Origin of the sequence: Actinocorallia herbida (genome assembly GCF_003751225.1) — a bacterium.
GTDB lineage: Bacteria > Actinomycetota > Actinomycetes > Streptosporangiales > Streptosporangiaceae > Actinocorallia > Actinocorallia herbida.
In genome coordinates, this window is the sequence record NZ_RJKE01000001.1 from 2,346,299 (window position 1) to 2,372,265 (window position 25,967).

Sequence of the window (25,967 nt, forward strand, 5' to 3'; positions counted from 1 at the left end):
GGGCTTTCGCGTGAGAATCCTCACCCGGACGGTCAGACGAAGGGGAGCTCCACCTCGTCCAGGGCGGCGGAGATGTGCTTCTGGAGCGGGACGGCGCAGGCGTCGTCGAACCAGAGGTGGCCGCCGGTGCGGATGGCGGAGAGGAAGGCGGCCGCGACGACGCGGCCGCGCTCGCGGGTACAGTCATCGCGGTCCACGACGCGCTCGGAGAGGTCGCGTTCCAGATCGGCCTGCCCCGCGAGGAGCCGGGCGAGAAGGCACGGGTGACGACGGGCCAGCCTTGAGCGCTCCGCCCATTCGGGGTCGGGCAGCCGCATCGGGGCGAGCAGCAGGTCGGTGGCCGCGCGCAGGGCCTCCCAGCCGGACAGCCCGGCGGGCTGGCGGTCGACGGTGACCAGCAGCATCCGAAAGAGATCCTCCTCACCGAACATGACGGCCTCGGCCTTGTCGGTGAAGTAGTTGAAGAAGGTGCGGCGGGAGATGTTGGCCGCGTCGGCGATCTCCTCGACGGTCACCTTGTCGTAGCCGTGCTCGGTCGCCAGGCGGATCGCGGCATGGTGGACGGCCCGCCGGGTGTCGGCCTTCTTCTGCTCGCGCAGGCCGTGCGTGCTGGTCATGGACCCCATGGTATGCAGAATTCGAGCTTTCTGCCCAGTGTGCAACTTTGCACGATGTGCAGGTAGTCTGAGGAAGTTCAATCGTTACTTGGGGGACGTCTGGTGACAAACACGGCATCTGAGACCAAAAGCCACTCGGAGATCATGAGATCTCTGATCGGCCTGCTCACGGTCATGGGCATCGGCCTGATGAGCAGCACCATCGTTTCGGTGGCGCTGCCGCAGATCGTCGGTTCACTGGGCGGCTCTCAGTCCCAGTACACGTGGGTCGTCACCGCGACGCTCCTGACCACCACCGCGACGACCCCCATCTGGGGCAGGCTCGCGGACCTCTTCAACAAGAAGCTGCTGCTCCAGGTGGGCATCGCCATCTTCGTGGTGGCGACCATCGCCTGTGGCTTCGCGCAGACCACCAGCCAGCTGATCGCGTTCCGCGCGTTCCAGGGCATCGGCGCGGGCGCGCTCCAGGTCCTGGTGCAGGTGATCATCGCCGCGATGATCCCGCCGAAGGAGCGCGGCAAGTACAACGGTTACCTCGGCGGCGTCATGGCGTTCGCCACGGTCGGCGGCCCGCTCGTCGGCGGCGTGATCTCGGACTCGTTCCTCGGCTGGCGCTGGTGCTTCTTCATCGCGGTGCCGTTCCTCGCGATCGCGGTGACCGTGCTGCAGAAGTTCCTCCACATCACGCATGTGCGCAAGGAGGGCGTCAAGATCGACTACTGGGGCGCGACCCTCATCGCGGCCGCCGTCTCCGTGCTCCTGCTCTGGGTCACCTTCGCCGGTGACTCCTTCGACTGGCTGTCCTGGCAGACCGGCGCCATGCTCGGCGGGACCATCGTGCTCCTGGTCATCGCGATCTTCGTCGAGCTCCGCCACCCGCAGCCCGTCGTCCCGATCCGCATCGTCAAGCAGCGCACCCCCGCGCTGGCGATCATCGCCAGCCTCGCGGTCGGCATGGCGATGTTCGGCGGCTCGGTCTTCCTCGGCCAGTACTTCCAGATCGGCCGCGGCTACTCGCCCACCCAGGCGGGCCTGCTGACCATCCCGATGATGCTCGGGGTGCTGGTCGCCTCGACGATCACCGGCCGGATCATCAGCAAGACCGGCAGCGTGCGCCCGCACGTGATCTTCGGCCTCGTCGTCCTCATCGTGGGCTTCGGCCTGATGTCCGTGATCGACCACGAGACCAGCCTCGTCTACATCGGGGTCGCCATCGCGCTCATCGGCGCCGGCGTCGGCGCGTCGATGCAGAACCTGGTCCTGATCGTGCAGAACGGCGTGCACATCCGCGACATGGGCGCGGCGAGCGCCTCGGTCACGTTCTTCCGGTCCCTCGGCGGCACCATCGGCGTCTCGGTGCTGGGCGCCATCCTGGCCACCCGCGTCGCCGACCTGATCAAGGACGGCTTCGCCAAGATCGGCATCACCCCGACCGGGGGCCAGGGCGGCAACCTCGACGTCGCGTCGCTGCCGGCGCCGCTCGCCGAGATCGTCCGCTCGGCCTACGGCGACGCCACCGGGCACATCTTCCTGGTCTCGCTCGGGATCGCGGTCGTCGGCCTCGTCGCGGCCCTGTTCCTCAGGCCGCAGACCCTGCGCGAGAGCCTTGAGCTCCAGGACGAGCCCGTCGTCAAGGCCGCCGAGATGACGACCCCGGACCTCGCCGGCCGCCACGCGGCCCCCGAGCCCGTCGCCGTCTCGGTGACCAGCGGCGCGAGCGCCTCGGTGACCAGCGGTCCCGTGGCCACGGTCACCACCCTGACCACCGCCGAGCGGGAGTACGAGCTGCGGGGAGAGGGCCCGGCGGAGACCACCGACGGCTTCCTGATCCCGGCCGGGCTCCGCGAGGAGCACCCCGAGCCGCGGAACCGCGAGCCCGAGGTCGTCCGGGTCCAGGCGCGCGGTCCGCGCCACCTGCACCCGAGCGGCAGGCGCGAGCGGATCACCAGCAACGCGCTGCTGATCAGCGCGGTCGTGGTCATCGGCGCCGCGGGCGCCGGGTTCGTCGCCTTCCAGGGCGGCCAGGACCAGACCGACGTGGCCCGCGACGGCGTCACGGTCTCCCAGCAGGCCCAGGCCGCCGACCAGTACACCAAGGCGGTCCGCCAGCTCGGCGCGGCCAAGGCCGAGGTGCGCACCGGCGCGGTCTACACGCTGGAGCGGGTCGCCGCCGACTCGCCGCGCGACCGCCAGGCGGTCGTGGGCGTCCTCGCCGCATTCGTCCGGGCGCACACCCCGGCCGCGGGCGAGGTCGTCCCGGCGACGCCGCCGACCGACATCGCCGTCGCGCTGAAGGTCATCGGCCGGCAGCCGCACCAGACCGGGGAGAACGTCGACCTCTCGGCGATCGCCGTCCGCGGCGCGGACCTGTCCGGCGCGGACCTGCGCGGGGCCAACCTCGCCGGGGCCGACCTGCGGAAGGTCGACCTGACCGGGGCCGACCTGGAAGGCGCGAACCTGACGGGCGCGCGCCTGAAGAACGCGGTCCTGACGGACGCCAACCTGTCGGGCGCCGACCTGCGGAACGCCAAGGGCGTCACGCCGGCGGAGCTCCAGGCCATGACGACCCGGATGGAGGGCACCGCCCTGGGCACCGACCCCTCGGTCGGCTAAGGCGCGGTACGGCAGGAACCACGAAGGACCCCGGCTCTTCACGAGCCGGGGTCCTTCGGCGTCGCGGCCGTCAGCGGGGGAGCGACGTCTGATGCGCGGCCCGCAGCAGCTGCTCGAAGTCCAGGGCCGCCTCGCCGGTCCACACCAGCGAGCTCGCGGCGAGGGCGAGCGGCAGGATCCCGGCCCAGGGCAGCAGCGTCCTGCGGTCCGGGGAGAGCAAGGACGTGACGCGCCGGGGAACCGCGCCCGGCCTGGCCAGGTGAAGGCCGAGCGAGGGGGTCTCCCGGGCGGCGAGGGCGGCCGCCGCGATGGCCTTGGCGACGGTCCTGCGGCTGCCGACCTCGGCCGCGGCTATCTCGTCGGCGTCGCGCTCGACGAGATAGCCGACCCGCCGCGCGACCCACGCGAGGGCAGGGTGGAGCGCCCCGGCGAGGTCGGCCATGAGGACGAGCCTGTGGTGCCGCCCGTCCAGGTGGGCCCGCTCGTGCGCCAGCAGCGCCGTGTACTGCGCGTCGGTGAGCGTGGCGCGCATCCCGCTGGTGACGACGATCCGCCCCGGACGGCCGGGGACGGCGAACGCGTCGGGGGAGTCCTCGGGCACGAGCACGATCCGCTGGTCGTCCGGCAGCGGCGCTAGGGTCCGGGCGACCTCGCGCCCGCGCCGGTGCCGCCGCCAGACCAGCGCCGCAGAGACGGCGCACCAGGCCAGCAGGGCCGCCGAGGCCCACGACACCCACGGGACATGGGCGGTGTCGGCGAGGACGGTGCCGCGCGACCAGCCGAAGTAGGCGTCGACGGCGGGCACCTCGGCGAACGCCTTGGCACTGAACAGGGCGAGGTTGGCGACCGCCCCGCAGGCGGCCGCGGCGGCGGACCAGGCGAGGACCGCGGCCCCCGCGCCGGGCCGCAGCCTTCCGGCGACGACCCGGGCCGCGCCCACCACGAGGACCGGCGCGACCAGCACCGACCAGACGAAATGATCGAACACGCTGCTCAGTGTCCCACCGTGCCGGGGATGCACCGATAGAGTCGAAAGGTGAGTACTCCTTCCTCATCCGGCCCCGACAAGGGGAGCGGACGGCGGAAGTCCGGCCAGCTCGAAGGCCAGATCGTCACCGTGCTCACCGAGGCGGGCCGGGGCCTTACCCCGGGCGAAGTGCGCGACCGCCTTCCCGAGCTGTCCTACAGCACGGTCGTCACGATCCTCACCCGGCTGTTCGAGAAGGGGGCGGCCACCCGCCGCCGCGACGGCCGCGCCTACCGCTACGAGGCGGTCTCCGACGCCGCCGCGCTGGTCGCGGGCCGGATGAGCCGCCTGCTGGCCGAGGAGCCCGATCGCACTTCGGTGCTGCGCCACTTCATGAGCACGCTGGACGAGGGGGACGAGGAGTTCCTGCGCGCCCTGCTCAACGACCCCGAAGACTGACAGCCCTTCAGGGCACGACGTTCTCGCGTTCTCCGGACATCCCCGCAGGTCGGTGGACCGGCCCCGGAATTTACACGCTGTAGAAGGTAGGTTAGGCTCACCTATGCCGGGGTGATCCGCTCCGGCGCGCGCCGCGCCAGCACCTCACCCCTGCGGAGACCCCCATGCGCTCCCTGCCCCTGCTCGCCCTCACCGGCGCCGTCTGCGTGTCGGCCCTCACCGCCTGCGGCGGGTCGGATCCGGCCGCCGACCCCGCGGCGCTCACCGTGGTGTCCACCGACACCGCGTGCGAGGTCTCCCAGAAGGATCTGGCGGCCGGATCGCACACCTTCACGCTGGTGAACAAGGGCTCCAAGGTCACCGAGGTGTACTTCTACGCGCCCGACGGCAAGACCCTGTCGGAGAAGGAGAACATCGGCCCCGGCACCTCCTACGACATCACCGTCACGCTGCCCGCCGGCGACCAGCAGATCGGCTGCAAGCCGGGCATGGTCGGCGACGGCATCCGGCAGGACGTCAAGGTCTCCGGCGCGGCCGCCGCGCTCGACCCGCGGCTGGTCAAGGCGGTCGCCGACTACCGGCTCTTCATCGACGCCCAGGTGGCCGACACCGTCACCAAGAGCGAGGCGTTCGTCGCCGCGGTGAAGTCCGGCGACGTCGCCAAGGCCAAGGAGCTTTACGCGGGCTCCCGGTTCGGCTGGGAGAGCGTCGAGCCCGTCGCGGAGTCGTTCGGCGACCTCGACCCGAAGATCGACGCCCGCGAGGCCGACCTGACGGACGAGGAGAAGGCCGCCTGGACGGGCTGGCACCGCCTGGAGAAGGCCCTGTGGACCGACGGATCGGTCAAGGGCCAGGAGGAGACCGCCGAGCAGTTGATCACCGACCTCAAGGACCTCCAGAGCCGGGTGCACACCGTCGACATCACCCCGGCGTCCATGGCCAACGGCGCCAAGGAACTGCTGGACGAGGTCGCCACCGGCAAGATCACCGGCGAGGAGGAGGCGTTCTCGCACACCGACCTCGTGGACTTCAAGGCCAACGTGGACGGCGCCTTCAAGGTGTACGAGCTGCTCTCCCCGGTCGTCAAGGAGAAGGACGCCGCGCTCGCGGGCACCCTCGACACCGCCTTCGCCGACGTGTTCACCGCGCTGAAGAAGCACGAGAAGGGCGACTCCTACGTCTCCTACGACACCGTGGGCGCCGCCGACCGCAAGACGCTGACCGATGTGGTCAACGCGCTCGGCGAACCCCTGTCCAAGCTCGCCGCCGCGGTCGCCTGACCATGGCCTCCCGTCCCCGCCTCTCCCGCCGGGCCCTGCTGGGCGCCGGCGGGGCGGGCGTGCTCGCGGGCGCGGCGGGCCTGCTCGCCGCGCGCGCCGGCGACGAGCCCGCGCACGCCGATCCCGGCGTCGTCGCCTTCCACGGCCCGCACCAGGCCGGGATCGCCACTCCGGTGCAGGACCGTCTGCACTTCGCCGCGTTCGACCTCACGACCGACGACCCGGCCCGGGTCGCCGCCCTGCTGCGCGCCTGGACCGAGGCCGCCGCCGCGATGACGCGCGGCGCGCCCGTCGGCGACGGCGCGGTCGACGGCGTCCCGCTGGCCCCGCCGGACGACACCGGCGAGGCCCTCGGCCTGCCGGCCTCCCGGCTCACCCTCACCGTCGGGTTCGGCCCGTCGCTGTTCACGAAGCTCGGCCTCGAAGACCAGCGGCCGAAGGCTCTGGTCGACCTCCCGCACTTCCCCGGCGACAACCTGGACACGGCCCGCAGCGGCGGCGACCTGTGCGTCCAGGCCTGCGCGGACGATCCGCAGGTCGCCGTGCACGCCGTGCGCAACCTCGCCCGCATCGGCTTCGGCACGGTCTCGGTGCGCTGGTCGCAGCTCGGTTTCGGCAAGACCTCCTCCACCACGCCCGACTCCCAGACGCCGCGCAACATGATGGGCTTCAAGGACGGCACCGCCAACATCCCCGGCACCGACGCCGGGCTGCTCGACGCGCACGTCTGGGTCGCGGCCGGGGACGGCGCGGCGTGGATGGCCGGAGGCAGCTACCTCGTCGCCCGCCGCATCCGGATGCACATCGAGACCTGGGACCGCACCTCGCTCACCGAGCAGGAGCAGGTCATCGGCAGGTCCAAGGGCGAGGGCGCCGGGCCCGGCCGCTCCCGCGAGCACGACCCGGTGATCCTGGCGAAGATGGCCCCCGACGCCCATGTCCGCCTCGCCCACCCCGACTCCAACGCGGGCGCCCGCCTGCTCCGCCGCGGCTACTCCTTCACCGACGGGACCGACGGCCTGGGCCGCCTCGACGCCGGCCTGTTCTTCCTCGCCTACCAGCGCGACGTGTCCGAGGGCTTCGTCAAGGTCCAGTCGAACCTGCGCACGGACCGCCTGAACGAGTACATCCAGCACGTCGGCAGCGGTGTCTACGCGATCCCCCCGGGCGTCCGCGAGGGCGGCTTCTGGGGCGACACCCTCTTCGCCAAGTTCGCCTAGCCGTCCCCGGAGGCACCCCTTGTTCCTCGGCAACTACCTGATCGGCCTCCGCGAGGGCCTGGAGGCCGCCCTCGTGGTGAGCATCCTCATCGCCTACCTCGTGAAGACCGGCAACCGGCGCGCGCTCGTCCCGGTCTGGACGGGGGTGGGCGCGGCGATCGCGCTCAGCGTGCTGTTCGCGCTGCTGCTCCAGACCGTCGTCGCGGGGGAGCACCACTTCAAGATCCAGGAGCTGACCGGCGGCCTGCTGTCGATCGTCGCGGTCGGGCTGGTCACCTGGATGGTGTTCTGGATGCGCAAGGCGGCGCGCGGCATCAAGGCCGAGCTGGAAGGCAGGATCGACGCGGCCCTCGACACGGGTTCCGCGGCCCTCGCCGTCGTCGCGTTCCTGTCGGTCGGCCGGGAGGGCCTGGAGACCGCGCTCTTCCTGTGGACCAACATCGCCCACTCCTATGTGTCGCCCGCCCAGTCCGTCGGCGGGGCGCTCGCGGGGCTGGCCACCGCCGTCGTCCTCGGGTACCTGCTCTACCGGGGCGGGCTGTCGCTGAACCTCGGGAAGTTCTTCACCTGGACGGGCGGGGCCCTCGTCGTCGTCGCGGCGGGGGTGCTCGGCTACGGCTTCCACGACCTCCAGGAGGCCGACGTCCTGCCCGGCCTGGACGCGGTCGCCTTCCAGCCGTCCCTGTTCTTCGCCGACTGGGGCCGTCCCGGGGAGTGGCTCCAGACCTTCCTGCACGGGATCTTCAACCTGACCCCGACCGTCACCTGGCTCCAGGCGGTCGCCTGGCTCGCCTACGCGGTGCCCGTCCTGTACCTGTTCCTGCGCCCCGCCCGCGTCCAGGCGGCCCCCGCCGGCGCCTGACCACGGCACGCCACGAGGACCCCGGCTCACCTGAGCCGGGGTCCTTCGCGTTCCGCGCGATGTCAGTCCTTGCCCATCTGGTCCTCGGCGGAGAGGTGCTCGACGGTCACGCCGGTCTCGGTGAAGGTCCGGGTGACGTGGCCGGAGCTGTACACCCACAGGATGCGCAGCGGGGTGTCGCCCACGTTGCGGAAGAGGTGGGGGATGGGGGAGGGGATGTAGGTGGTGTCGTGCCGGCCGAGCCGGGTGACCTCGCCTTCCACGACGACCTCGGCCTCGCCGTCGAGGATCGTCACGTGCTCGTCGCAGTTGTGGGAGTGCAAAGGGGCGCCCGAGCCGACCGGGTAGACGCTGATCCCGCTGGTGATCCTGTTCTCGCCCGCCGCGGAGGTCGTGGTGATCAGCGGGGTGGTCACGACAGCACCGCCCCGGTCGAGCAGTCTGACTTCGGCCACCTTGATGATCGTGGTCACGGTGATCTCTCCTTCACGGCCTCGTAACGTGCCGTTCGAGATTAGAACGGGCGATTGCCCATGAGGGGTGCCAAGACGTGCAGCTTTACGTTGCGCGTGCAGCGGTGTGGGGCGACCCGTACCGAGTTGTACGGTCTTGCAAAACCGGTCCCGAGTGGTCCGCATCACAAGGCAAGGGTTCCCGTACGCATGAGACTTCCCGTCATTGATCCGGCCGCGATGGACGAGCGGCAGAAAGAGATCGCCGAGCGCATCGCCGGCCGCCGCGGCGCGGTCCGCGGACCGTTCCGCGTCTGGCTGAACAGCCCCGAGCTGTGCGAGAAGGTCGAGGCGCTGGGCGCGTTCGCCCGCTTCGAGTCGTGCCTTCCGCTCCGGCTGCGGGAGCTGACCCTGCTGCTGGCCGCGCGCAACTGGGACGCCCAGTACTCTTGGAACGCCCACGTGGACAAGGCGATCGAGTCGGGTGTCCCGGCCGAGGCCGTCAAGGCCATCGCCGAGCGGCGCGAGCCCGAGTTCGAGCTGGAAGAGGACCAGGCGTTCTACCGGTTCTGCATCGAGATCCTGCGCGACCACTTCGTCACCGAGGAGACCTTCCGGGCCGCCGAGAAGCACTTCGGCGCCCAGGGCCTGGTCGACGCGGTCGGCTCGCTCGGCAACTTCACCATGCTCGGCATGTGCCTGAACGCCTTCCAGGTGGACCTCCAGGCCGACCGCGAGCCCCCCTTCCCCGACATCCGCGGGTACGCGCGCGTCTCCGAGTGAGCGGTGCCATGACGACCACCATGATCGATCCCACCCAGGCCGCCGACGCGATCATCAGAGTCCGCGACGTCACCAAGACCTTCGGCGGAGCCGTCGCCCTGCGCGCCGTCTCCGTCGACATCAGGGCCGGCGAGATCCACGCGTTCATGGGCATGAACGGCGCGGGCAAGTCGACGCTCGTCAAGGTGCTCGCGGGCATCGAGAATCCCGACTCCGGCCATGTCGAGGTGGCCGGGCGGGTCCAGAAGCAGCTGACCAGCAGGCTCGCGCGCCGCCTCGGGATCGCCACGGTCCCGCAGCGCCGCGAGCTGGTGCCCGAGCTGACCGTCGCCGAGAACATCATGATCGGCGGGCTGCCGCACCGCGGCTCGTTCGTGCGGTGGAAGCAGGTCAGGCGCGACGCCCGGGCCGCGCTGCGCGAGCTCGACATCGACATCGACATCGACGCGCTCGCCGGCGGCCTGACCGTGGCCGAGCAGACCATGGTCGAGGTGGCCCGCGAGGTGTGGCGGGGCGGCCGGGTGCTGATCCTGGACGAGCCCACCGCCTGCCTCGGCGCGGAGGCCGCCGCCCAGGTCCGCGGTCTGGTGCGCAGGCTCCGCGACAAGGGCGCCGCGATCATCTACATCTCCCACCACATCGACGAGGTCCTCGACATCGCCGACCGGATCACCGTCATGCGCGACGGCAGGGTGGTGCGCGAACTGCGCGCCGGGGAGACCGACGAGCGCGGCCTCGTCAGGGACATGGTGGGCCGTGAGGTCGTCTCGACCAAGCCGCAGCGCAGGCCGTGCGCGCCCGAGGTGGGCCTGGCGATCAGCGACCTGTCGCACGGCAGGGCCATCGAAGGGTTCGGCGTCGAGGTGCGCCGCGGCGAGGTCGTCGCGGTGCTCGGCCCCGCGGGCGACGCCCAGTCGCGGCTGTTCGACCTGCTGTCCGGCCGGCGCCGCCCCGACCGGGGCGCCCTCGCGGTGAACGGCAGGGCGGTCCCGTTCGGGAAGGTCGCGCTCTCGCTGGCCAGCGGGCTGCGCTGCGTCACCGGCGACCGGCGGGCGCTCGGCCTGATCCCCGAGCTGTCCATCGACGAGAACCTGCTGCTCGCCCAGGACCGGCTCGACCGGCGCAGGCTGCACCGCTGGGGCGCCCTGACGCGCAGGGCGGCCCCGCTCCGCGCGGACTACCGGGTCGTCTCCCTGACCCAGAACCCTCCGGTCGGCAGCCTCTCGGGCGGGAACCAGCAGAAGGTCCTGCTCGCCAAGTGGCTGGGCACCGAGCCGACCGCCTGCCTGCTGGAGGACCCGACGAACGGGGTCGACGTCGCCGCGATGGCCGACATCCACACGCTGATCGACACCCTCGTCGACCGGGGCGTGGCGGTGCTCCTGGCGTCTTCGTCGGCCGAAGAGGTGATGCGTCTCGCCGACCGCGTCATCGCCGTCCGCGACGGCCGCATGATCGGCGAATACCGCACACAGGACATCACGCGCGACGAACTCATCGCCGCCGTGCTTGGAGGATGACCGTGACCGTGAAATCGACCGCAGCACACCGCGGTCCCGCAGTGTCGGACGAGGACTCCGCAGCCCTCCGGTTCCTGCGCGGGCTGAGGCACGTGCCGCACCAGGGCCTGCTCGCCGTGCTGGTGCTGATCGTGCTGTTCGCCAGCGTCCGCACCGACACGTTCCTGACCTCGGCGAACCTGCTGAACGTGCTCCAGCAGGTCAGCGTCACCGCGGTCATCGCGGGCGGGCTGACCCTGCTGATGACGGCCGGGGGCATGGACTTCTCCCTCGGCAGCACGGTCTCGGTGGTCACCGCGGTGGCCGCGCAGCTCATCGACGACGGGCACGGCACCGGCACCGCCGTCATCGTCTGCCTGCTGCTGTCCGCCGTGATCGGCCTGGTGAACGGCCTCGTCGTCACCTACACCAAGGTCGCCCCGTTCGTCGTCACCCTCGCGACGGCCACGCTCCTCGACGGCGTCGCGCTGCTCGTGCTGAACGGGATGAGCATCTCCATCGGCGAGCATCTGATGGAGCTCGGCAGCGGCTCGCTGCTCGGCCTGCCCAACCTCATGATCGTCGCGCTGCTCGTCCTCGCGGTGACCGGCGTCGCCATGCGCTACACCACCTTCGGCCGCGACGCGTTCGCGATCGGCGGCAACGAGGACGTCGCCCGGCTCAGCGGCATCAACGTGAACCGGCACAAGCTGGTCCTGTACAGCCTCGGCGGCGCCCTGGCGGGCCTCGCCGGGATCATGCTGCTCGCCCGGCTCGGCGCCAGCAGCCCCGGTACCGGCGGCCTGTCGCTCCAGCTCACCGCGGTGGCGGCGGTCGTCATCGGCGGGACGTCCCTGGAGGGCGGGCGCGGCAGCGTCATCGGGACGGCGCTCGGCGTGGTCCTGCTCGGCGTCGTCGCCAATGTGCTGAACCTGCTCCAGATCCCCAGCTACTGGCAGCTGATCTCGGTCGGCGCGGTGCTGCTCGTCGCGGCGGTCGCCAACCAGCTCCAACGCCGCAGGCACTGACCCCGGCCCACCACCCCGCGGGGGCTCCAGCCCCCGCACCTCACCCTCATCCCCGGTACCACCCCGAAAGGCGGCATCCCCATGCGCTCTTCCGTCTTCCGCCCCTTGGGCGTCTTCCTCGCGATCGCCGCGTCCGCGGCCCTCGTCGCCGGCTGCGGCTCCAGCGGCGGCGACACCGCCGACGGCGGCAGCGGCGACGGCATCAAGATCGGGTTCGTGAACGGCGCGAACACCGAGTTCCACACCTGTCTGCTCAAGTCCATCGAGGCCGAGGCCAAGGCCGAGGGCATCGAGCTGCTGTCGGCGAACTCGGGCCAGAACCCCGGCACCGAGCTGTCCAACATCGAGGACATGATCTCCCGCCAGGTCGACGCGCTGATCGTGCAGACGGTCAACGTCGACGCGCTGGAGGGCGACATCACCAAGGCGCAGCGGGCGAAGATCCCGATCTTCCTCACCTCGGTCATCACCGACGACGCCTCCAAGATCCTCGGCGCGGCGGTCGTCGACCTCAAGCAGGTCGGCGCGCTCGACGCGGGCTGGGTCGCCGAGGACGCCAAGGGCGCCTCGGTGGAGGTCGGCGTGATCGCGGGCGCCCCGGGCGCGGCGTCCGAGCTGCTCACCGGCGGTTTCAAGGACGCGCTGCCCGACACCGCCAAGGTCGTCGCGGACCAGCCGGGCATGTTCAACCGGGCCAAGGCCCAGGACGTCGCGGAGAACATGATCTCGGCGAACCCCGGCCTGGACTACGTGTTCGTCGCCAACGAGGAGATGGCGTTCGGCGCGCTCAACGCCTTCAAGGCGGCCAAGAAGGACGTCAAGATCGTCACGGTCAACGGCAGCGAGCCCGGCATCGAGGCCATCAAGGACGGCAGCTTCTCGGCCACCGTCGCGAACTCGCCCGCCGCCATGGGCAAGCTCGCGGTCCAGAACACCAAGACCCTCCTCGGCGGGGGCACCGCCGACAAGATCGCGCAGGTGCCGATCCAGCTGATCACCAAGGACAACACGGACCAGGCTCCGCAGTACTGCATCGAGTAGGACGTGACGTAAGGCACACTTAACGGACAATTAACCGAGTCGGGGGGGCCGAAAGCCCAGAAGGCGGACGTCCCCCCGGCGCGGCCTCGTGCCAGGGAGAAACCATGGATCGTCTTCTCGTCATGCGGAGCTTCGTCACGGTCGCGAAGGTCGGCAGCTTCAGCGGCGCGGCCAAGATGCTGGGCACCTCCGGGTCGCTCATCTCGCGGCACGTCGCTGACCTGGAGAAGCAGGTCGGCGTGCGGCTGGTCAACCGCACGGCCCGGTCCGTGAGCCTGACCGAGCCGGGGGTGCGCTACAGCCAGTTCGCCCAGCGCATCCTCGACGAGATCGACGACGAGGACGCCAACCTCGCCGAGGCCCACGACAGACCCGAGGGGACCCTGTCGATCATCTGTCCGAAATGGATCGGCAGCCTGGATCTCGGCGACGCCATCGCGGCGTTCTCCACCGCCCATCCGAAGATCACCGTGCGGTTCGAGCTGGGCGGCATGTCCGACCGCACCTACGACTTCCTCGACGACGGCTTCGACGTCGCCTTCCACACCCGGGACCTGCGCGACTCCAGCGTCCGGTTGAAGAAGATCGCGTCGCTGCCGTTCGTGCTGTGCGCGTCGGAGTCCTACATCGAGGCGCACGGTCTGCTCACCGACCCCAACGACCTGGCCCGCCACGACTGCCTCGTGCACGTCAACGACCCGGTCTGGCGGATCGGCCACGGCCACGCGAGCACCCTGCACAAGATCCGGAACGTGGCGTTCTCCTCGAACTCCTACCTCGCGCTCCAGAAGGCCGCCGTGCACGGCCGGGGGATCGCGCTGATCCCGCACCGGCCGGCCTACGACGACCTCATGAGCGGAGCCCTGAAGGTGCTCCTGCCCAAGCTGCCCGTCCCCGCCCGCAGCCTGTACGCGATCTACGGGCCCGCCCAGCAGGCGCCCAGGAAGGTCGAGGTCTTCCTCGACTTCCTCACCGGATGGTTCTCCGACAATCCGATGCCGTCCTATCAATTGTGACGGGCACGCGACCGCCGCGTGCAACCAACACTTGCACATTCGGTAGTGCTCCGCGCACCCCGCACCGGCGGCGGAGTTCCTAGGATCGACAGCGTGCCGCGGCGCGAATCGGCACTCGCAATGAAGGGACGGCAATGGGAATCCAGCGCATCGAGTCGGTGGTCTACACCGTCGATGACCTCGCGGAGAACATCAGGTTCTTCACCGACTTCGGCCTGGCCCCGGTCGAGGCCACCGAGACCCGCGCGGTGTTCGCCACGCTGATCGGCCAGACGTTCGTGCTGGACACGGCGCCGGACCCGCTGCTGCCGCCCGCGCTGGAGAAGACGCCGACCATCCGCGAGGTGGTCTGGGGCGTGGACACCGCCGAGTCGCTGGCCGAGCTGGTGGCCAGGGCCGGCGCCGACCGGCCGGTGCGCGAGGACGCGCACGGCGTCTTCCACACGGTCGACGAAACGGGATTCGGAGTCGGCCTCACACTGGCCGGGCCGACCCCGCCGGAATTCGCCGATCCGCGCACCGGAAACACCTGGGGAAAGGTCTCCCGGTGGAATTCCTCGGTCACTTCCGTGGGCCGGGTCCGGCCGATCCGAATGTGCCATGTGGCGTTGAACATCCCCAAGGCCGGGTGGGAGGAGGCGAACGCCTTCTATCTCGACCGCCTCGGTTTCCGGGCGACGGACATCGTGAAGCCGATGGGCGTCTTCATGCAGTGCGAGGGCGACGACGACCAGCACAACTTCCTGCTCTGCCACCGCCCCGACCGCGCGGGCTGCAACCACGTCTCGTTCGAGGTCCCCGGCTTCGACGACGTGATCGAGGGCGGCAACCACATGATCGAGCAGGGCTGGCAGGAGGCGCGCAAGCTCGGCCGGCACACCATCGGCTCGAACGTCTTCCGGTTCATCCACGCCCCGTGCGGCGGCCGCGTCGAGCTCGCCGCCGACATGGACCGGGTGGACGAGTCCTACGAGACCCGCGTGCACGAGACCACGCCCCCGCACCACATCTGGGCCCTGCGCAGCTCCCGGGAACCCGAAGAGCGCTGACGAAGACGCGAAGAAGGCATTTGATGACGACAGACGACTACACCCCCTTGCAGATGTACATCGCCGGGGAATGGTGCGCCGCCGAGAACGGCGCCACCGCCCCGGTGGTCAACCCCGCGACCGAGGAGGTCATCGGGCACGTTCCCCTGGCGACGTCCGGCGACCTCGACCGCGCGCTGGCCGCGTCCGTCACGGGGTTCCAGGCCTGGCGCGGCACGCCGATCGCGCGCCGGGTGGAGATCCTCCGCAAGGCCGCCGACCTGCTCACCGCCCGGGCCGGGGACATCGGCCGGATCATGACCCTGGAGCAGGGCAAGCCCTTCCCCGAGGCGCGCAACGAGGCGGTGCGCGTCGCGAACTCGATCCGCTGGGACGCCGAGGACGCGCGCCGCGAGTACGGGAGGATCATCCCGTCCGCCGACGACACGCTGCTGTCCGTCCGCAAGGAGCCGATCGGGCCCGTCGCGGCCTTCACCCCGTGGAACTTCCCCGCGGGCTCGCCGAACCGGAAGATCGCCGCGGCGCTGGCCGCGGGCTGCTCGATCATCATCAAGGCGTCCGAGGAGACCCCCGGGACCGCGGTCGAGCTGGTCCGGTGCTTCGCCGACGCGGGGGTGCCCGCGGGCGCGCTCAACCTGGTCTTCGGCGACCCCGCCCAGGTCTCCGGCCACCTGATCCCGGCCAAGGAGATCAGGCTGGTGGCCTTCACCGGCTCGGTGCCGGTAGGCAAGCTGCTGGCTTCCGCGGCGGGTGCGGCCATGAAGCCGTCGCTGATGGAGCTCGGTGGGCACGCGCCCGTCATCGTCTGCGCGGACGCCGACCCCGTGCGGGCGGCCCGGCGCGCGGCCACCGCGAAGTTCTTCAACGCGGGCCAGGTCTGCACCTCGCCCAGCCGCTTCCTCGTCCACGCGGACGTGCACGACGCGTTCGTCGCGGAGTTCGTCAGGGCCGCCGAGGAACTCGTGGTCGGCGATGGGCTGGCGGAGGGCGTCAAGATGGGCCCGCTCGCCAACGAGCGGCGGCTCAAGGCGACCGAGGAACTGGTGCACGACGCGGTCGCCAAGGGCGCCAAGGCCGTCACCGGAGGCGCCCGGCTCGACCGGCAGGGCTACTTCTACCCGCCGACCGTGCTCGTGGACGTGCCCGCCGACGCCCGGATCATGGCCGAGGAGCCGTTCGGCCCGCTGGCCCCGATCGTCAGGTTCACCGACCTCGACGAGGCGCTGGAGATCGCCAACTCGCTGGAGTACGGCCTGGCCGCCTACGGCTTCACCGAGTCCGCGGCGACCACCGAGCGCCTGGTCCGGGGGTTCGAGGCGGGCATCCTGTCCATCAACCACTGCGGCGGCTCGGTGCCCGAGGCCCCGTCCGGGGGCGTCAAGGCCAGCGGCTACGGTCGCGAGGGCGGGCCGGAAGGGCTGGAGGCGTACTTCCTCACCAAGCGCGTCTCCCACCTGCTGGGGAGCTGACGTGAGGTACTGCCGCGTCGAGATCGAGGGCCGGCCCGTCTGGGGACGGGTCGACGGCGACGTCGTCGGCCTGCTCACCGGTTCGCCCATCGAGGGGGAGGCCGCACCGGACGGGCGGGTGATCGCCCTGGACACCGCGGTCCTCCTGCACCCCGTCGTCCCGCCCGTGTTCTACGCCGTCGGGATGAACTACAAGAGCCACGTGGCGCATGCCCAGGCGCTCGGGAACAAGACCGCGGTGCTGCCCGACAGGCCCGAGGTGGCCTACCGGGCGAACAACGCGCTCACCGGGCACGGAGCCCCGATCGTCAAACCCGCCGAGGTCACCGGGCGGTTCGAGGCCGAACCCGAGGTCGTCGCCGTGATCGGGCGGACGCTGCGGCACGCGTCCTACGCCGAGGCCCGCGAGGCCGTCTTCGGGTGGACGATCGGCAACGACGTCAGCGCGCGCGAGTGGCAGCACGCCGACCGGTCGTTCTGGCGCAGCAAGAACAGCGACACCTTCAAACCGATGGGCCCCTGGATCGAGACTGACGTCGACCCGCTGGCCCAGACCACCACCCTGCGCGTCAACGGCGAGGAGCGCGCCTCCTTCGCCACCGGGGACATGGTCTTCGACCCGTACGACTACCTGGTCGAGACCTCCCGGTACCTCACGCTGCACCCCGGCGACGTCCTCTGGCTGGGCGCGGACGCGACCTGCCAGCTGGCGCCGGGGGACACCGTGGACATCGAGATCAGTGGGATAGGCGTGCTGACCAACCACGTCGTCCTCGAACGGACCCATCCAGAAAGGCCCCGGCGATGAGCAACCAGCCGCGCTACATCCACCACGTGAACTTTCCGACCACCGACATCGAGCGCACCAAGGAGTGGTACGCCAAGGTCTTCGGCCTCAAGGCGATCACCCCGAAGAGCAACACCAAGGTCCTGCTGATGACCCGCGGGAACTTCGACCTGCACTTCACCCCGGTCGAGGAGATGGACCGGATGGCCCCCTACCACTTCGCCATCGAGGTGGACGACTGGGACGGCTTCCTGGCCCACCTCAAGGAACTCGGCATCCGGCACACCCGGCCGATCGAGCGGCCGGAGAACCAGTCGAAGTTCTGCTACATCCACGACCCCGACCACACCATGATCGAGCTGGTCTTCCACGGCCGCCGCCCGAACTGACCGTCGGCACCCGTCCCTTCCCCCTTTTAGGAGAAAACGCCCATGGGCGTCGCACTTTCCGACGGCACCGTCAAGATCTACTACGAGGTCCACGGCTCGGGCCCGGCCATCGCGCTCATCCACGGCTCCGGCGGCCACCACGCCGCCTGGTGGCAGCAGGTCGCGGCGCTCCGCGACCGGTACACGCTGGTCACGATCGACCTGCGCGGCTTCGGCAACTCCGACTCGTCCATGCCGGAGTTCGACGGCCAGGACTTCCCCGGCGACATCCTCGCCGTCCTCGATGCCGAGAACCTGACCGACGTCCTGGTGTTCGGCCAGTCCATCGGCGCGGTCGCCGCGCTGCGGGCCGGGCTCGCCCGGCCGGACCGGATCAGCGGCGTCGCGCTCGGCCACTCCCTCGGCGGCATCGCCCACCCGGAGCTGTCCCCGCTCGTCGCGGCGGACCGGGCCGAGGCCGTCAAGCTCGCCGTCATCGACCGGCTGCTGTCCAAGGAGTTCCAGGCGAACGAGGCCGCGAAGACCTTCCTGTTCCAGCAGCAGGGCACCTTCAACGTCGCCAAGATGGCCGACCTGCGCAACCTCTCCGTCGGCGGGCCGACGCTCGACGAGGTCGTCGCCTCCGGCCTCGAGGTCACCTTCCTCGCGGGGGAGAAGGACGCCGTCATCAGCCCGGCGACCGTCACCCGCGCCCACGAGCTTCTCAAGGGCTCCCACCTTGAGCTCATTCCGGACGCCCCACACTCCATGTACTGGGAACGCCCGGACCTGTTCAACGCCGCGCTCGTCCGCATCCGCGAGCGCCTTTCGGCTAAGAAGGCCTGAAAACTCATGAAACTCACTCTCGAAGAGGCCGAGCAGATCATCGAGGCCGTCCTCAAGCAGGGCCAGAGCCTCGGCAAGGCGCTCAGCGTCGCCGTCGTCGACGAAGGCGGCTTCCTCAAGTCCGTCAAGCGCGCCGACGGGGCCCGGCCGCTCACCCCGTCGATCGCCCTGGCCAAGGCGTACAGCGCCGCGGTCATGGAGCGCCCGACGACGATGCTCAAGGACTGGGCGAACAGCAACCCGGGCTTCTTCGCCTCACTGTCGACCATGGGCACCCACCCGATCGTCGCCACCGAGGGCGGCGTGACCATCAAGCGGGACGGCGAGATCCTCGGCGGCCTCGGCGTCTCGGGCGGCACCCCCGCCGAGGACCAGCAGGCCTGCGACGACGTGCTCGCCGCGCTCGGCTACGAACTGGAGTTCCGCGCCTGGGGCAAGCCCGGCAAGTCCGCGGACGAGGCGGGGGAGAAGTAGACATGGCCGACACGTTCAAATACCGCATCGACCACCACGGCAGCCTGATCCGTCCGGCCGAGGTGCTGGCGGCACGGGCTCGGCATGCGGCCGGCGAGCTGGACGCGGCGGGCCTGCGCGCGGCCGAGGACGCGGCCATCGCCGAGGCGGTGCGCTTCCAGCGCAAGCTCCGTCTGTCGGTCGTCACCGACGGCGACTTCCGCCGGGCCGACTTCCGCGGCGCGATCCTGGAGACGGTGCACGGCTTCCGGCGCACGGAGGAGGCCGACAAGTACGGCCGTCCGACCTGGCTGGCGTCCGCCGAGCTGAAGGCCGACGGCCCGCTCGTCGCCGCCGACGTCGCGGCGCTCGCCGAGCTGACCGGCGCCGCCGCCCCCAAGGCGACGCTGCCCTCGCCGGCCTACCTCGCGGCGACCTCGTTCGACCCGGCGGGCCCCTACAAGACCCCGGCCGAACTGGGCGAAGCCCTGGCCCGCGTCGTCCGCGCCGAGATCGAGGAGCTGATCGCGCGCGGCGTCCGCCTCATCCAGCTCAACAACTTCCGCTACCAGGCCTACCTCTTCGGCCGCGGCGGCCAGCCCCTCACCCTTGAGGAGGCCATCGCGATCGACGCCCTCGCCGTCTCCGTCGAGGACCGCCCCGAGGGCGTCCGCATCGGCCTCTGCCCCACCCACAAGGCCGCGGACGTGGACCACGAGGCCGCCGCCCGCCTCTTCGCCGAACTCCCCGTGGACCGCTGGATCCTTCCCTACGACCAGGGCACCCAGGGCGAGACGGACCTCCTCAAGGCCGTCCCCGCCGACCGCGACGCCGCCCTCGGCATCGTCAGCCCCCGCGCCTCCGCCTTGGAGGACATCGACACGATCATGAATCGCATGGACGTGGCCGCGGAGCTCAAGGACATCGAGGACATCGCGATCACCCCCTCGTCGGGCTTCTCCGACACCGCGGGCGCCCCCGAGATCTCCGCCGAGGACCAGCGCCGCAAGCTCGTGCACGTCGAGACCATCGCCCGCATGTGCTGGGGCAACGAGCTGTAGGACCACGAAGGGCGGGCCCCGCCACCGGGCTGTGTTCATCGGGTCCGGTGGTGGGCTCTTGGGGGGCCCTGCTTCGCCGGGGAGAACGAGGCGATCACCCGGTCGTCGACGGCGATCGACACGCAGCCGCACGGCCGGGTGCTGTACCCGATGAGCCCCTCGGAGGTGCGGTGCCGTGAACGGAGCGTCCATCCGTGGTCCGGGGGCGCGGGCCTCCGGCACACGGGGCAGCGGGCCGGGCCGAAGCTGAGGATCCGGCCGGAGACATCGGGAGGGCCGGGCGGCCGGGCCGCCCCGGGCCGCTCCTCGGTGCCGATGTAGAGCCAGCCGAGGAGCCGCTCGGTGTCCTGGAGGCCCAGCATCCGGCGCGCGGGCCCGCTCTCGGTGTGCGGTCCCGTGCGCCAGACGCTGGCGTAGCCCCGCGCGTGCAGCAGCAGCATCAGCGAGTACGCCATCAACCCGGCCGCGATCAGCTGTTCCCACTCGGGCACCCGGTGGTCCGGTGCCGGGGCGAACACGAGGGTGGCCAGGAGGGGCGCTCGGGAGGTCTTCGCGGAGACCTGCGCGCGGCGTTCGGGCGGGGCGTCGGCGGCGAGACACGCACCGAGCTCCTCCCGTCCCGTCCCGCGGAGCAGGACCCACCGCCACGGGCGCAGCAGACCATGGTCGGGCGCGGCCGCCGCGAGTCTCACGAGCTCGGTGACCTCCCGATCGTCAGGAGCCGGCTCGATCAGCCGGTGCACGCTGCGCCGGGTCGCTATCGCCGTCGTCACGTCCATGGTCCGTCCCTTCCGATGGGGTGATCTGCGGGGGATGATGCCGGGTCCGCATCGTCCACGCGCCGGCGAGGACGATGAGGCCGACGGCGAGGAGCTGGCGTGCGGTGAGGCGTTCGCCCAGGAAGACCAGGCCGACGGCCGCGCCGACCGCGGGGCTGAGCGCCAGCAGCGCGCCGAACACGCGGAGTTCCGTCGTGCGCAGCGTCGTCATGTCCAGCGCGTAGGGCACGACCGAGGACAGGATCGCGACCAGGAACCCGAGGGGGATGACCCCGGGCTGCTCCAGCACGGCCCGTCCGTCGGCGACGGCCGCGATCGGGGTGAGGATCAGCGCCCCGACGGCGAGCGCGACGGTGAGACCGGCCCAGTCGAGGGTCAGCCGGCCGACCCGCTGGCTGAGGGCGACATAGGCGGTCCGGCACAGCGCCGCGATCCCGCCCAGGATGATTCCGGTGGCGGAGAGCGCGCCGCCGGGCACCGCGAGCAGGAGCACCCCGGCCAGCGCGAGCGACGCGGACGCGAGGTGCTCCAGCCTGCGGGACAGGACGAACGTGAGAGCCAGCGGACCGAGCAGTTCAAGGGTGGACGCCACGCCGATCGGGAGATGACCGATGGCCTGGAAGTAGGCCGTGTTCATCGCGGCGATCACCACTCCGAACGGGATCGCGACCCGCCACTGGCGGGCCGCGATCCGCCGTACCCGGGGGCGTACGACGATCCACATGATCATGGCGGCGAAGCCGAGGCGCAGCCCGGCGAGGCCGAGCGGTCCGACCTGGCCGTAGGCGTGCTTGGCGACGGCGGAACCCAGCTGAAGGCTGGTGATCTGGGCGAGGACCAGCACCGGCGCCGGGATCGCACGGCTTCTCATCATGATCACGGGCGCGGTGGCTACCGACGCATCTCGGCGGCCACCCCTTCCCAGAAGGACACGGTCAGGTCGCAGAAGCGGGTGAACGCCTCCACCACGACGCGGAGGTCCGCGGCGTCCCGGCAGACCGCGGCCGCGGAGAGCGCCGCCTGGATCTTGTGGTCCTTCTCGGCCTCGCCGATGTGGATGTAGAAGTACTCGCAGGCCTCGTGGAAGTCGTCGTCGGTGTCGTACAGGGACTTGTAGTTGCGGACGCCCTCATAGAGGCGGGTGAGCATCGAGTAGGCGAGGTTCTCCTGGGCGAGCAGTGCCCCCTGGACGACGCGCTCGTCGTCGGAGGTGAACAGCTCCCGCTGTCCCGCGCTGAACGCCGTCGTGCCGGCCAGCGGGCGCTGCCGACGGAGCTCCTCGACCTGGACCGGACGGCCGTCGAGCCGGGTGAGGAGGTCGCTGAGGAACGTCTCCAGCAGGACGAGGTGCGCCTTGGCGGGGTCGCCGTTGCCGTACTCGGAGTAGAGGTTCTTCACGCACTCCACCCGGGCCGTCAGGTCCTCGGTGTTGAGCACGGACAGGGCGACCATCACGCTGGTGTTCACCGTGCGGGCCAGGTACTGGCCGGCGAAGACACGGACTTCCGAAGGGGTCAGAGGGCCGGCCGTCCACCGGGTGTAGAACTCGTTGTTGAGCGCTTCGTGGCGGTGCACCGAATCGGCCAGCTCGGAGATCCTGTGTTCGACTTCCGCGTGGTCGATCCGCTCTGATGTGGCGGCGGTCACGAGGGGTCTTCCTTTCTTCGAGTCGATATCCGGCGTTTGCTGGACATCTGACTCCCAGGCTGACGTCATGTCCTTATGCAGTTCAACCATTACGGAGGAGAGGCCGCGATGCTCGCGGCAGACCTGGTGAACCTGACCGGCGAGTTCACCGCCGCTGACCTGGAGCCCCTTCTGGCGTCGCACGGAATCGTGGAGACCCGGCTTTCGGCGGAAGAGGTCGCGGATCTCGCCGACTGGGCGGACCGGCTCACCCCGGTCTTCGGCGCCCAGGACCTCGACGAGCGCTGCGCGAAGATCAACGCGCTGCTGGCCAGAACCGTCACCCGGCCGTACATCTCCATGCACGACCACCATCCGCACCTGCACTACAGCGTGCCGGGCGCGGGGGCGGTGGCGCGGATCCGCGCGGTGACCATCGCGGGACTGGCCTACGTGGTGTGCTTCGCGAGCGCCTCCCGGCTCGGCCGGTGCGCCCGCGGCCGTTGCACCACCGCCTTCGTCGACACCTCGCGCAACGGCAGACGCGCCTACTGCTCGGTGCGCTGCGCGAACAACGACGCCGTCGCCCGGCACCGAAGCCGGTCCTGAGACGTGCCGCCGGGGCATCATGGAGGGATGGATCTCGTGACGCCGGTGTGCCGGATGCTGGGGATGCGCAGTCCGGTGGTGCAGGCCCCGATCGGGAGCGCGTCGACGCCCGAGCTCGCGGCGGCCGTCGCGAGGGCCGGGGGCCTGGGGACGCTGGCGCTGACCTGGGCGCCCGCCGCCGAGGTCGGACCCCGGGTCGCGCGGACGCTCGCGCTGTCCGACGGCGCGCCCATCGCGGTGAACCTCGTGCTCGCCTTCCCCGTCGCCGACCGCCTGGCCGAGTGCCTGGACGCCGGCGCCCGCATCGTGTCGACCTTCTGGGGCGATCCCGCCCCCCTCAACCCCCGCATCAAGGCCGCGGGCGCGGTGCACCTCCACACGGTCGGATCAGCCGCCGAGGCCGTCGCCGCAGCCGACTCCGGCGTGGACGTGATCATCGCCCAGGGCGCGGAAGCGGGCGGCCACGTGTGGGGGAAGGTCCCCACGATGGCACTGGTCCCGGCGGTCGTGGACGCCCTCGCGGGCCGCGCCCCGGTCATCGCGGCAGGCGGCATCGCCGACGGCCGCGGCCTCGCCGCGGCCCTGGCCCTGGGCGCCCAGGCCGCCTGGATGGGCACCCGCTTCCTCGCCTCCCACGAGGCCGCGACCCATGACGAATACCGCCGCCAGGTGCTCGCCGCCTCCGAGACCGCCTCCACCTACACCCTCGCCTTCGACGGCGGCTGGCCCGCCGCCCCCCACCGCGCCCTCCACAACTCCACCCTCGACGCCTGGACCACCGCAGGCCGCCCGCCCGCCCCGAACCGCCCGGGCGAAGGCGACGTACTGGCCCACGACCCCTCGGGCCGCCCCCACCTCCGCTACGCCGACACGATCCCCCTCCCCACCATGAACGGTGACCTGGAGGCCATGGCCCTCTACGCGGGCACCTCGGCGGCCCTGGTCCACGAAGTCCTCCCCGCCCCTCAGATCATCACCGACACCGTCCACCAGGCCCGCCGAATCCTCACCCCGACCTGACACCCCGGCTCGTCTGCGCATCGAGGGAGGATCGGCATGACCTCGTCGGCGCGTCTCTTCGCCGGTGGTCGTCGGAGGCGGGCTAGAGGGTGGTGCCGAACCAGACGGTGCGGTCGGTGAGGAGGGGGCGGACGGTTTCGATGATGTGCCGTTTGAAGTGGGGGGTTTCGGCGTGGGCGGCGAAAGCGGCCTCGTCGACGTACTGCTCGTAGAGGGTGAAGGCGGCTTCGCCGGGGCCGGCGGTGGCGTCGGTGTGCACGATGTAGGCGAGGTTGCCGGGCTCGGTGGGGGTGCGGGAGGCCATCTGGGCCAGTTCGGCGCGGATCAGGTCGGCGTCGGACTCGGCGCAGCGGTAGTGGGCGATGACGGCGTAGGGCATGCGGGTCTCCAGGGGTGGGCGTAGGGGCTCGTCAGAGCGGGTTTCCCCACGATTTCACCATGCCGGAGATCGCGGACGGCTGACACGGTGTGCAAGCAATGGATGCCCTCGGACGGATGGTTGCGGGGTCGCGGAATTTCTAGGGTGGGGGCCGCAAAGTGCACCCCGATTCACCATGCAGAGCCCTGAGGAGCCCGTGATGGCCTTGCAGTCGATGGAGACGCTTTCCGGAGGACGCTGGGTGGGCGCCGACTCCTGGGTCGATGTCTACGATCCGACCGATGTGCGCGAGCCCGTCGCGGCGGTGCCCGCGCTCAGCCCGGAAGCCGTCACCGCGGCTTACGACGCCGCGGAGGCCGCGTTCGGCGTCTGGAAGCGGACGTCACCGTTCGAGCGGGCCAAGGTCTTCACCCGTGCCGCGGCGCTGCTGCGGGAGCGGGCGGCGGAGATCGCGGAGGCCGTGAGCACCGAGAACGGGAAGACCCGGGCGGAGGCGCGCGGAGAGACCGAGAAGGCCGCCGACTTCTTCGAGTACTACGCCGGGGTCGCCCGCGAGGGCTACGGCACGTTGATCCACGATGTGCGGCCCGGCACCCGGACCAGCTTCCAGAGCGAGCCGATCGGCGTCGTGCTGGCGATCACGCCTTGGAACGATCCGCTGCTCACCCCGGCGCGCAAGCTCGCCCCGGCGCTGGCCGCGGGCAATACCGCGATCCTCAAGCCGGCCACCGAGACCCCGATGTCGGCGCTGCACCTGGCGCGCGCCCTGCACGACGCGGGCCTGCCCGCGGGCGTGCTCAACGTGGTGACGGGCCGGACCGGCCTGATCTCCGACGCGCTCCTGGACGACCCGCGCATCACCGCGGTGACGTTCACCGGGAGCAACCAGGTCGGCGAGACCCTCCGCGTGCGGCTCGCCGCCCGGAACGTCAGGTTCCAGGGCGAGCTGGGCGGCAAGAACGCCTCGGTCGTCCTCGCCGACGCCGATCTCGAAGCCGCCGCGACGGCCGTGGTCGCCGCCTCGTTCGGCCAGGCGGGCCAGCGCTGCACCGCCACGAGCCGGGTGCTCGTCCAGCGCGAGATCCAGGACGCGTTCGCCGAGGCGCTCCGCGTCAGGGTCGCCGCGCTCCGCCTGGGCTCCGGCCGGGACGCCGACGTGAACGTCGGTCCGCTCGTCAGCCCCGGGCACCGCGACGGCGTCCTCGCCGACATCGACCGGGCCGTCGCGCAGGGCGCCAAGATCGACGTAGGTGGCGCCGCCCCCGAGGGCGAGGAGTACGCGAACGGCTGCTACGTCGCCCCGACGGTCCTCGCGGGGGTCACCCCCGAGATGGACGTCTGGCGGCACGAGGTCTTCGGCCCCGTCGTCGTGCTGCGCGCCTTCGACACGCAGGACGAAGCGATCGAGGCGGTCAACGACTCCGATTTCGGGCTCGCCGCCGCGATCTTCACCCGTGACCTGGGCGCCGCGCACCGGTTCATCGAGGCGGTCGACTGCGGCCAGGTCGCGGTCAACACCACCACCTCGGGCTGGGACGTGCACCACCCGTTCGGCGGATTCCGCGACTCCGGCTCGGCCTTCAAGGAGCAGGGGAGCGAGGCGCTGCGCTTCTACACCCGAGTGAAGACCGTCGCGATCCACTATGGAGGGTGACGGGCGGCGACGCCGCGGTAGGAAACGAAC

General features: G+C 71.1%; 27 protein-coding genes. 20 read left to right on the forward strand and 7 right to left on the reverse strand.

From position 1 onward, the window contains the following. Nucleotides 1-32: 32 nt before the first annotated feature. Nucleotides 33-617: a TetR/AcrR family transcriptional regulator gene (locus EDD29_RS11035; RefSeq protein ID WP_170201360.1), complete on the reverse strand. Its 585-nt coding sequence runs from the start codon at nt 615-617 to the stop codon at nt 33-35. A 144-nt stretch (nt 618-761) separates the two neighbouring features. Between EDD29_RS11035 and EDD29_RS47990 the strand changes: the two genes are divergently transcribed. After that, nucleotides 762-3,230, forward strand: a complete 2,469-nt coding sequence (locus EDD29_RS47990; RefSeq protein WP_123664301.1) for an MFS transporter — start codon at nt 762-764, stop codon at nt 3,228-3,230. A 70-nt stretch (nt 3,231-3,300) separates the two neighbouring features. On the opposite strand, the gene EDD29_RS11045 is transcribed toward EDD29_RS47990, so the two are convergent. Beyond that, nucleotides 3,301-4,218 carry a M56 family metallopeptidase gene (locus EDD29_RS11045; RefSeq protein ID WP_123664302.1) on the reverse strand — a complete coding sequence of 306 codons (918 nt, stop codon included), beginning with the start codon at nt 4,216-4,218 and terminating at the stop codon, nt 3,301-3,303. A gap of 48 nt (nt 4,219-4,266) precedes the next feature. Between EDD29_RS11045 and EDD29_RS11050 the strand changes: the two genes are divergently transcribed. The 4 genes from EDD29_RS11050 to efeU all read left to right on the forward strand — a co-directional run bounded on the left by EDD29_RS11050 (nt 4,267) and on the right by efeU (nt 8,018). After that, nucleotides 4,267-4,656, forward strand: a complete 390-nt coding sequence (locus EDD29_RS11050) for a BlaI/MecI/CopY family transcriptional regulator (protein ID WP_123664303.1) — start codon at nt 4,267-4,269, stop codon at nt 4,654-4,656. 164 nt (nt 4,657-4,820) lie between these two features. Further along, entirely contained in the window at nt 4,821-5,936 is a 1,116-nt protein-coding gene (gene efeO / locus EDD29_RS11055) for an iron uptake system protein EfeO (protein ID WP_123664304.1), read from the forward strand. 2 nt (nt 5,937-5,938) lie between these two features. Beyond that, nucleotides 5,939-7,156, forward strand: coding sequence for an iron uptake transporter deferrochelatase/peroxidase subunit (efeB, locus tag EDD29_RS11060; RefSeq protein ID WP_123664305.1), 1,218 nt, complete (start codon nt 5,939-5,941; stop codon nt 7,154-7,156). Nucleotides 7,157-7,175: 19 nt separating this feature from the next. Further along, nucleotides 7,176-8,018: an iron uptake transporter permease EfeU gene (gene efeU / locus EDD29_RS11065; RefSeq protein WP_123664306.1), complete on the forward strand. Its 843-nt coding sequence runs from the start codon at nt 7,176-7,178 to the stop codon at nt 8,016-8,018. Between the two features lie 62 nt (nt 8,019-8,080). On the opposite strand, the gene EDD29_RS11070 is transcribed toward efeU, so the two are convergent. Further along, the gene (locus EDD29_RS11070; RefSeq protein ID WP_123664307.1) at nt 8,081-8,491 is read right to left on the reverse strand and encodes a cupin domain-containing protein; all 411 of its coding nucleotides are present in this window, start codon (nt 8,489-8,491) and stop codon (nt 8,081-8,083) included. Nucleotides 8,492-8,680: 189 nt separating this feature from the next. Here EDD29_RS11070 and EDD29_RS11075 point away from each other — a divergent pair, with 189 nt between their 5' ends. From EDD29_RS11075 to EDD29_RS11130, 12 genes are all read left to right on the forward strand, one after another. Then, complete coding sequence (locus EDD29_RS11075; protein WP_123664308.1) at nt 8,681-9,253, forward strand: carboxymuconolactone decarboxylase family protein; 573 nt, start codon at nt 8,681-8,683, stop codon at nt 9,251-9,253. Nucleotides 9,254-9,261: 8 nt separating this feature from the next. Further along, nucleotides 9,262-10,773, forward strand: coding sequence for a sugar ABC transporter ATP-binding protein (locus EDD29_RS11080; RefSeq protein WP_123664309.1), 1,512 nt, complete (start codon nt 9,262-9,264; stop codon nt 10,771-10,773). Nucleotides 10,774-10,775: 2 nt separating this feature from the next. After that, nucleotides 10,776-11,780: an ABC transporter permease gene (locus EDD29_RS11085; protein WP_211359642.1), complete on the forward strand. Its 1,005-nt coding sequence runs from the start codon at nt 10,776-10,778 to the stop codon at nt 11,778-11,780. 81 nt (nt 11,781-11,861) lie between these two features. Next, nucleotides 11,862-12,821, forward strand: coding sequence for a sugar ABC transporter substrate-binding protein (locus tag EDD29_RS11090; protein WP_123664311.1), 960 nt, complete (start codon nt 11,862-11,864; stop codon nt 12,819-12,821). Between the two features lie 104 nt (nt 12,822-12,925). Beyond that, nucleotides 12,926-13,837 carry a LysR family transcriptional regulator gene (locus EDD29_RS11095; protein ID WP_123664312.1) on the forward strand — a complete coding sequence of 304 codons (912 nt, stop codon included), beginning with the start codon at nt 12,926-12,928 and terminating at the stop codon, nt 13,835-13,837. 134 nt (nt 13,838-13,971) lie between these two features. Further along, entirely contained in the window at nt 13,972-14,886 is a 915-nt protein-coding gene (locus EDD29_RS11100) for a VOC family protein (RefSeq protein WP_123664313.1), read from the forward strand. A gap of 23 nt (nt 14,887-14,909) precedes the next feature. Further along, nucleotides 14,910-16,355: an NAD-dependent succinate-semialdehyde dehydrogenase gene (locus EDD29_RS11105; RefSeq protein ID WP_123664314.1), complete on the forward strand. Its 1,446-nt coding sequence runs from the start codon at nt 14,910-14,912 to the stop codon at nt 16,353-16,355. Between the two features lies 1 nt (nt 16,356). Then, a complete protein-coding gene (locus EDD29_RS11110; RefSeq protein ID WP_123664315.1) occupies nt 16,357-17,163 on the forward strand; it encodes a fumarylacetoacetate hydrolase family protein in 807 nt (268 codons plus the stop codon). Then, a complete protein-coding gene (locus tag EDD29_RS11115; RefSeq protein ID WP_123664316.1) occupies nt 17,160-17,531 on the forward strand; it encodes a VOC family protein in 372 nt (123 codons plus the stop codon). Before EDD29_RS11110 ends, EDD29_RS11115 begins: the two co-directional genes overlap by 4 nt. Before the next feature lie 42 nt (nt 17,532-17,573). Next, nucleotides 17,574-18,356, forward strand: coding sequence for an alpha/beta fold hydrolase (locus tag EDD29_RS11120; RefSeq protein WP_123664317.1), 783 nt, complete (start codon nt 17,574-17,576; stop codon nt 18,354-18,356). 6 nt (nt 18,357-18,362) lie between these two features. After that, nucleotides 18,363-18,830: a GlcG/HbpS family heme-binding protein gene (locus tag EDD29_RS11125; protein WP_123664318.1), complete on the forward strand. Its 468-nt coding sequence runs from the start codon at nt 18,363-18,365 to the stop codon at nt 18,828-18,830. A 2-nt stretch (nt 18,831-18,832) separates the two neighbouring features. Beyond that, on the forward strand, nt 18,833-19,870 hold the full coding sequence (locus tag EDD29_RS11130; RefSeq protein ID WP_123664319.1) for a uroporphyrinogen decarboxylase/cobalamine-independent methonine synthase family protein: 1,038 nt from the start codon (nt 18,833-18,835) through the stop codon (nt 19,868-19,870). Nucleotides 19,871-19,905: 35 nt separating this feature from the next. Here the strand turns inward: EDD29_RS11130 and EDD29_RS11135 are convergent, their stop codons facing one another. Genes EDD29_RS11135 through EDD29_RS11145 form a run of 3 tightly spaced genes read right to left on the reverse strand, consistent with a single transcriptional unit; the run spans nt 19,906 to nt 22,296 of the window. After that, nucleotides 19,906-20,649 (reverse strand): nitroreductase family protein, encoded by a 744-nt coding sequence (locus EDD29_RS11135; RefSeq protein ID WP_123664320.1) that lies wholly within the window; start codon nt 20,647-20,649, stop codon nt 19,906-19,908. Further along, on the reverse strand, nt 20,585-21,523 hold the full coding sequence (locus EDD29_RS11140; RefSeq protein WP_123670413.1) for an EamA family transporter: 939 nt from the start codon (nt 21,521-21,523) through the stop codon (nt 20,585-20,587). Before EDD29_RS11140 ends, EDD29_RS11135 begins: the two co-directional genes overlap by 65 nt. Before the next feature lie 17 nt (nt 21,524-21,540). Continuing rightward, on the reverse strand, nt 21,541-22,296 hold the full coding sequence (locus EDD29_RS11145; protein WP_246052711.1) for an iron-containing redox enzyme family protein: 756 nt from the start codon (nt 22,294-22,296) through the stop codon (nt 21,541-21,543). A 75-nt stretch (nt 22,297-22,371) separates the two neighbouring features. On the opposite strand from EDD29_RS11145, the gene EDD29_RS11150 reads away from it, so the two are divergent. Both EDD29_RS11150 and EDD29_RS11155 read left to right on the forward strand, forming a co-directional pair. Continuing rightward, nucleotides 22,372-22,884 carry a CGNR zinc finger domain-containing protein gene (locus tag EDD29_RS11150; RefSeq protein ID WP_123664322.1) on the forward strand — a complete coding sequence of 171 codons (513 nt, stop codon included), beginning with the start codon at nt 22,372-22,374 and terminating at the stop codon, nt 22,882-22,884. Nucleotides 22,885-22,911: 27 nt separating this feature from the next. Further along, the gene (locus EDD29_RS11155; RefSeq protein WP_123664323.1) at nt 22,912-23,904 is read left to right on the forward strand and encodes an NAD(P)H-dependent flavin oxidoreductase; all 993 of its coding nucleotides are present in this window, start codon (nt 22,912-22,914) and stop codon (nt 23,902-23,904) included. An 82-nt stretch (nt 23,905-23,986) separates the two neighbouring features. On the opposite strand, the gene EDD29_RS11160 is transcribed toward EDD29_RS11155, so the two are convergent. Continuing rightward, complete coding sequence (locus EDD29_RS11160) at nt 23,987-24,283, reverse strand: putative quinol monooxygenase (RefSeq protein ID WP_123664324.1); 297 nt, start codon at nt 24,281-24,283, stop codon at nt 23,987-23,989. Nucleotides 24,284-24,482: 199 nt separating this feature from the next. Here EDD29_RS11160 and EDD29_RS11165 point away from each other — a divergent pair, with 199 nt between their 5' ends. Beyond that, a complete protein-coding gene (locus tag EDD29_RS11165; protein WP_211359644.1) occupies nt 24,483-25,937 on the forward strand; it encodes an aldehyde dehydrogenase family protein in 1,455 nt (484 codons plus the stop codon). Nucleotides 25,938-25,967 lie beyond the last annotated feature (30 nt).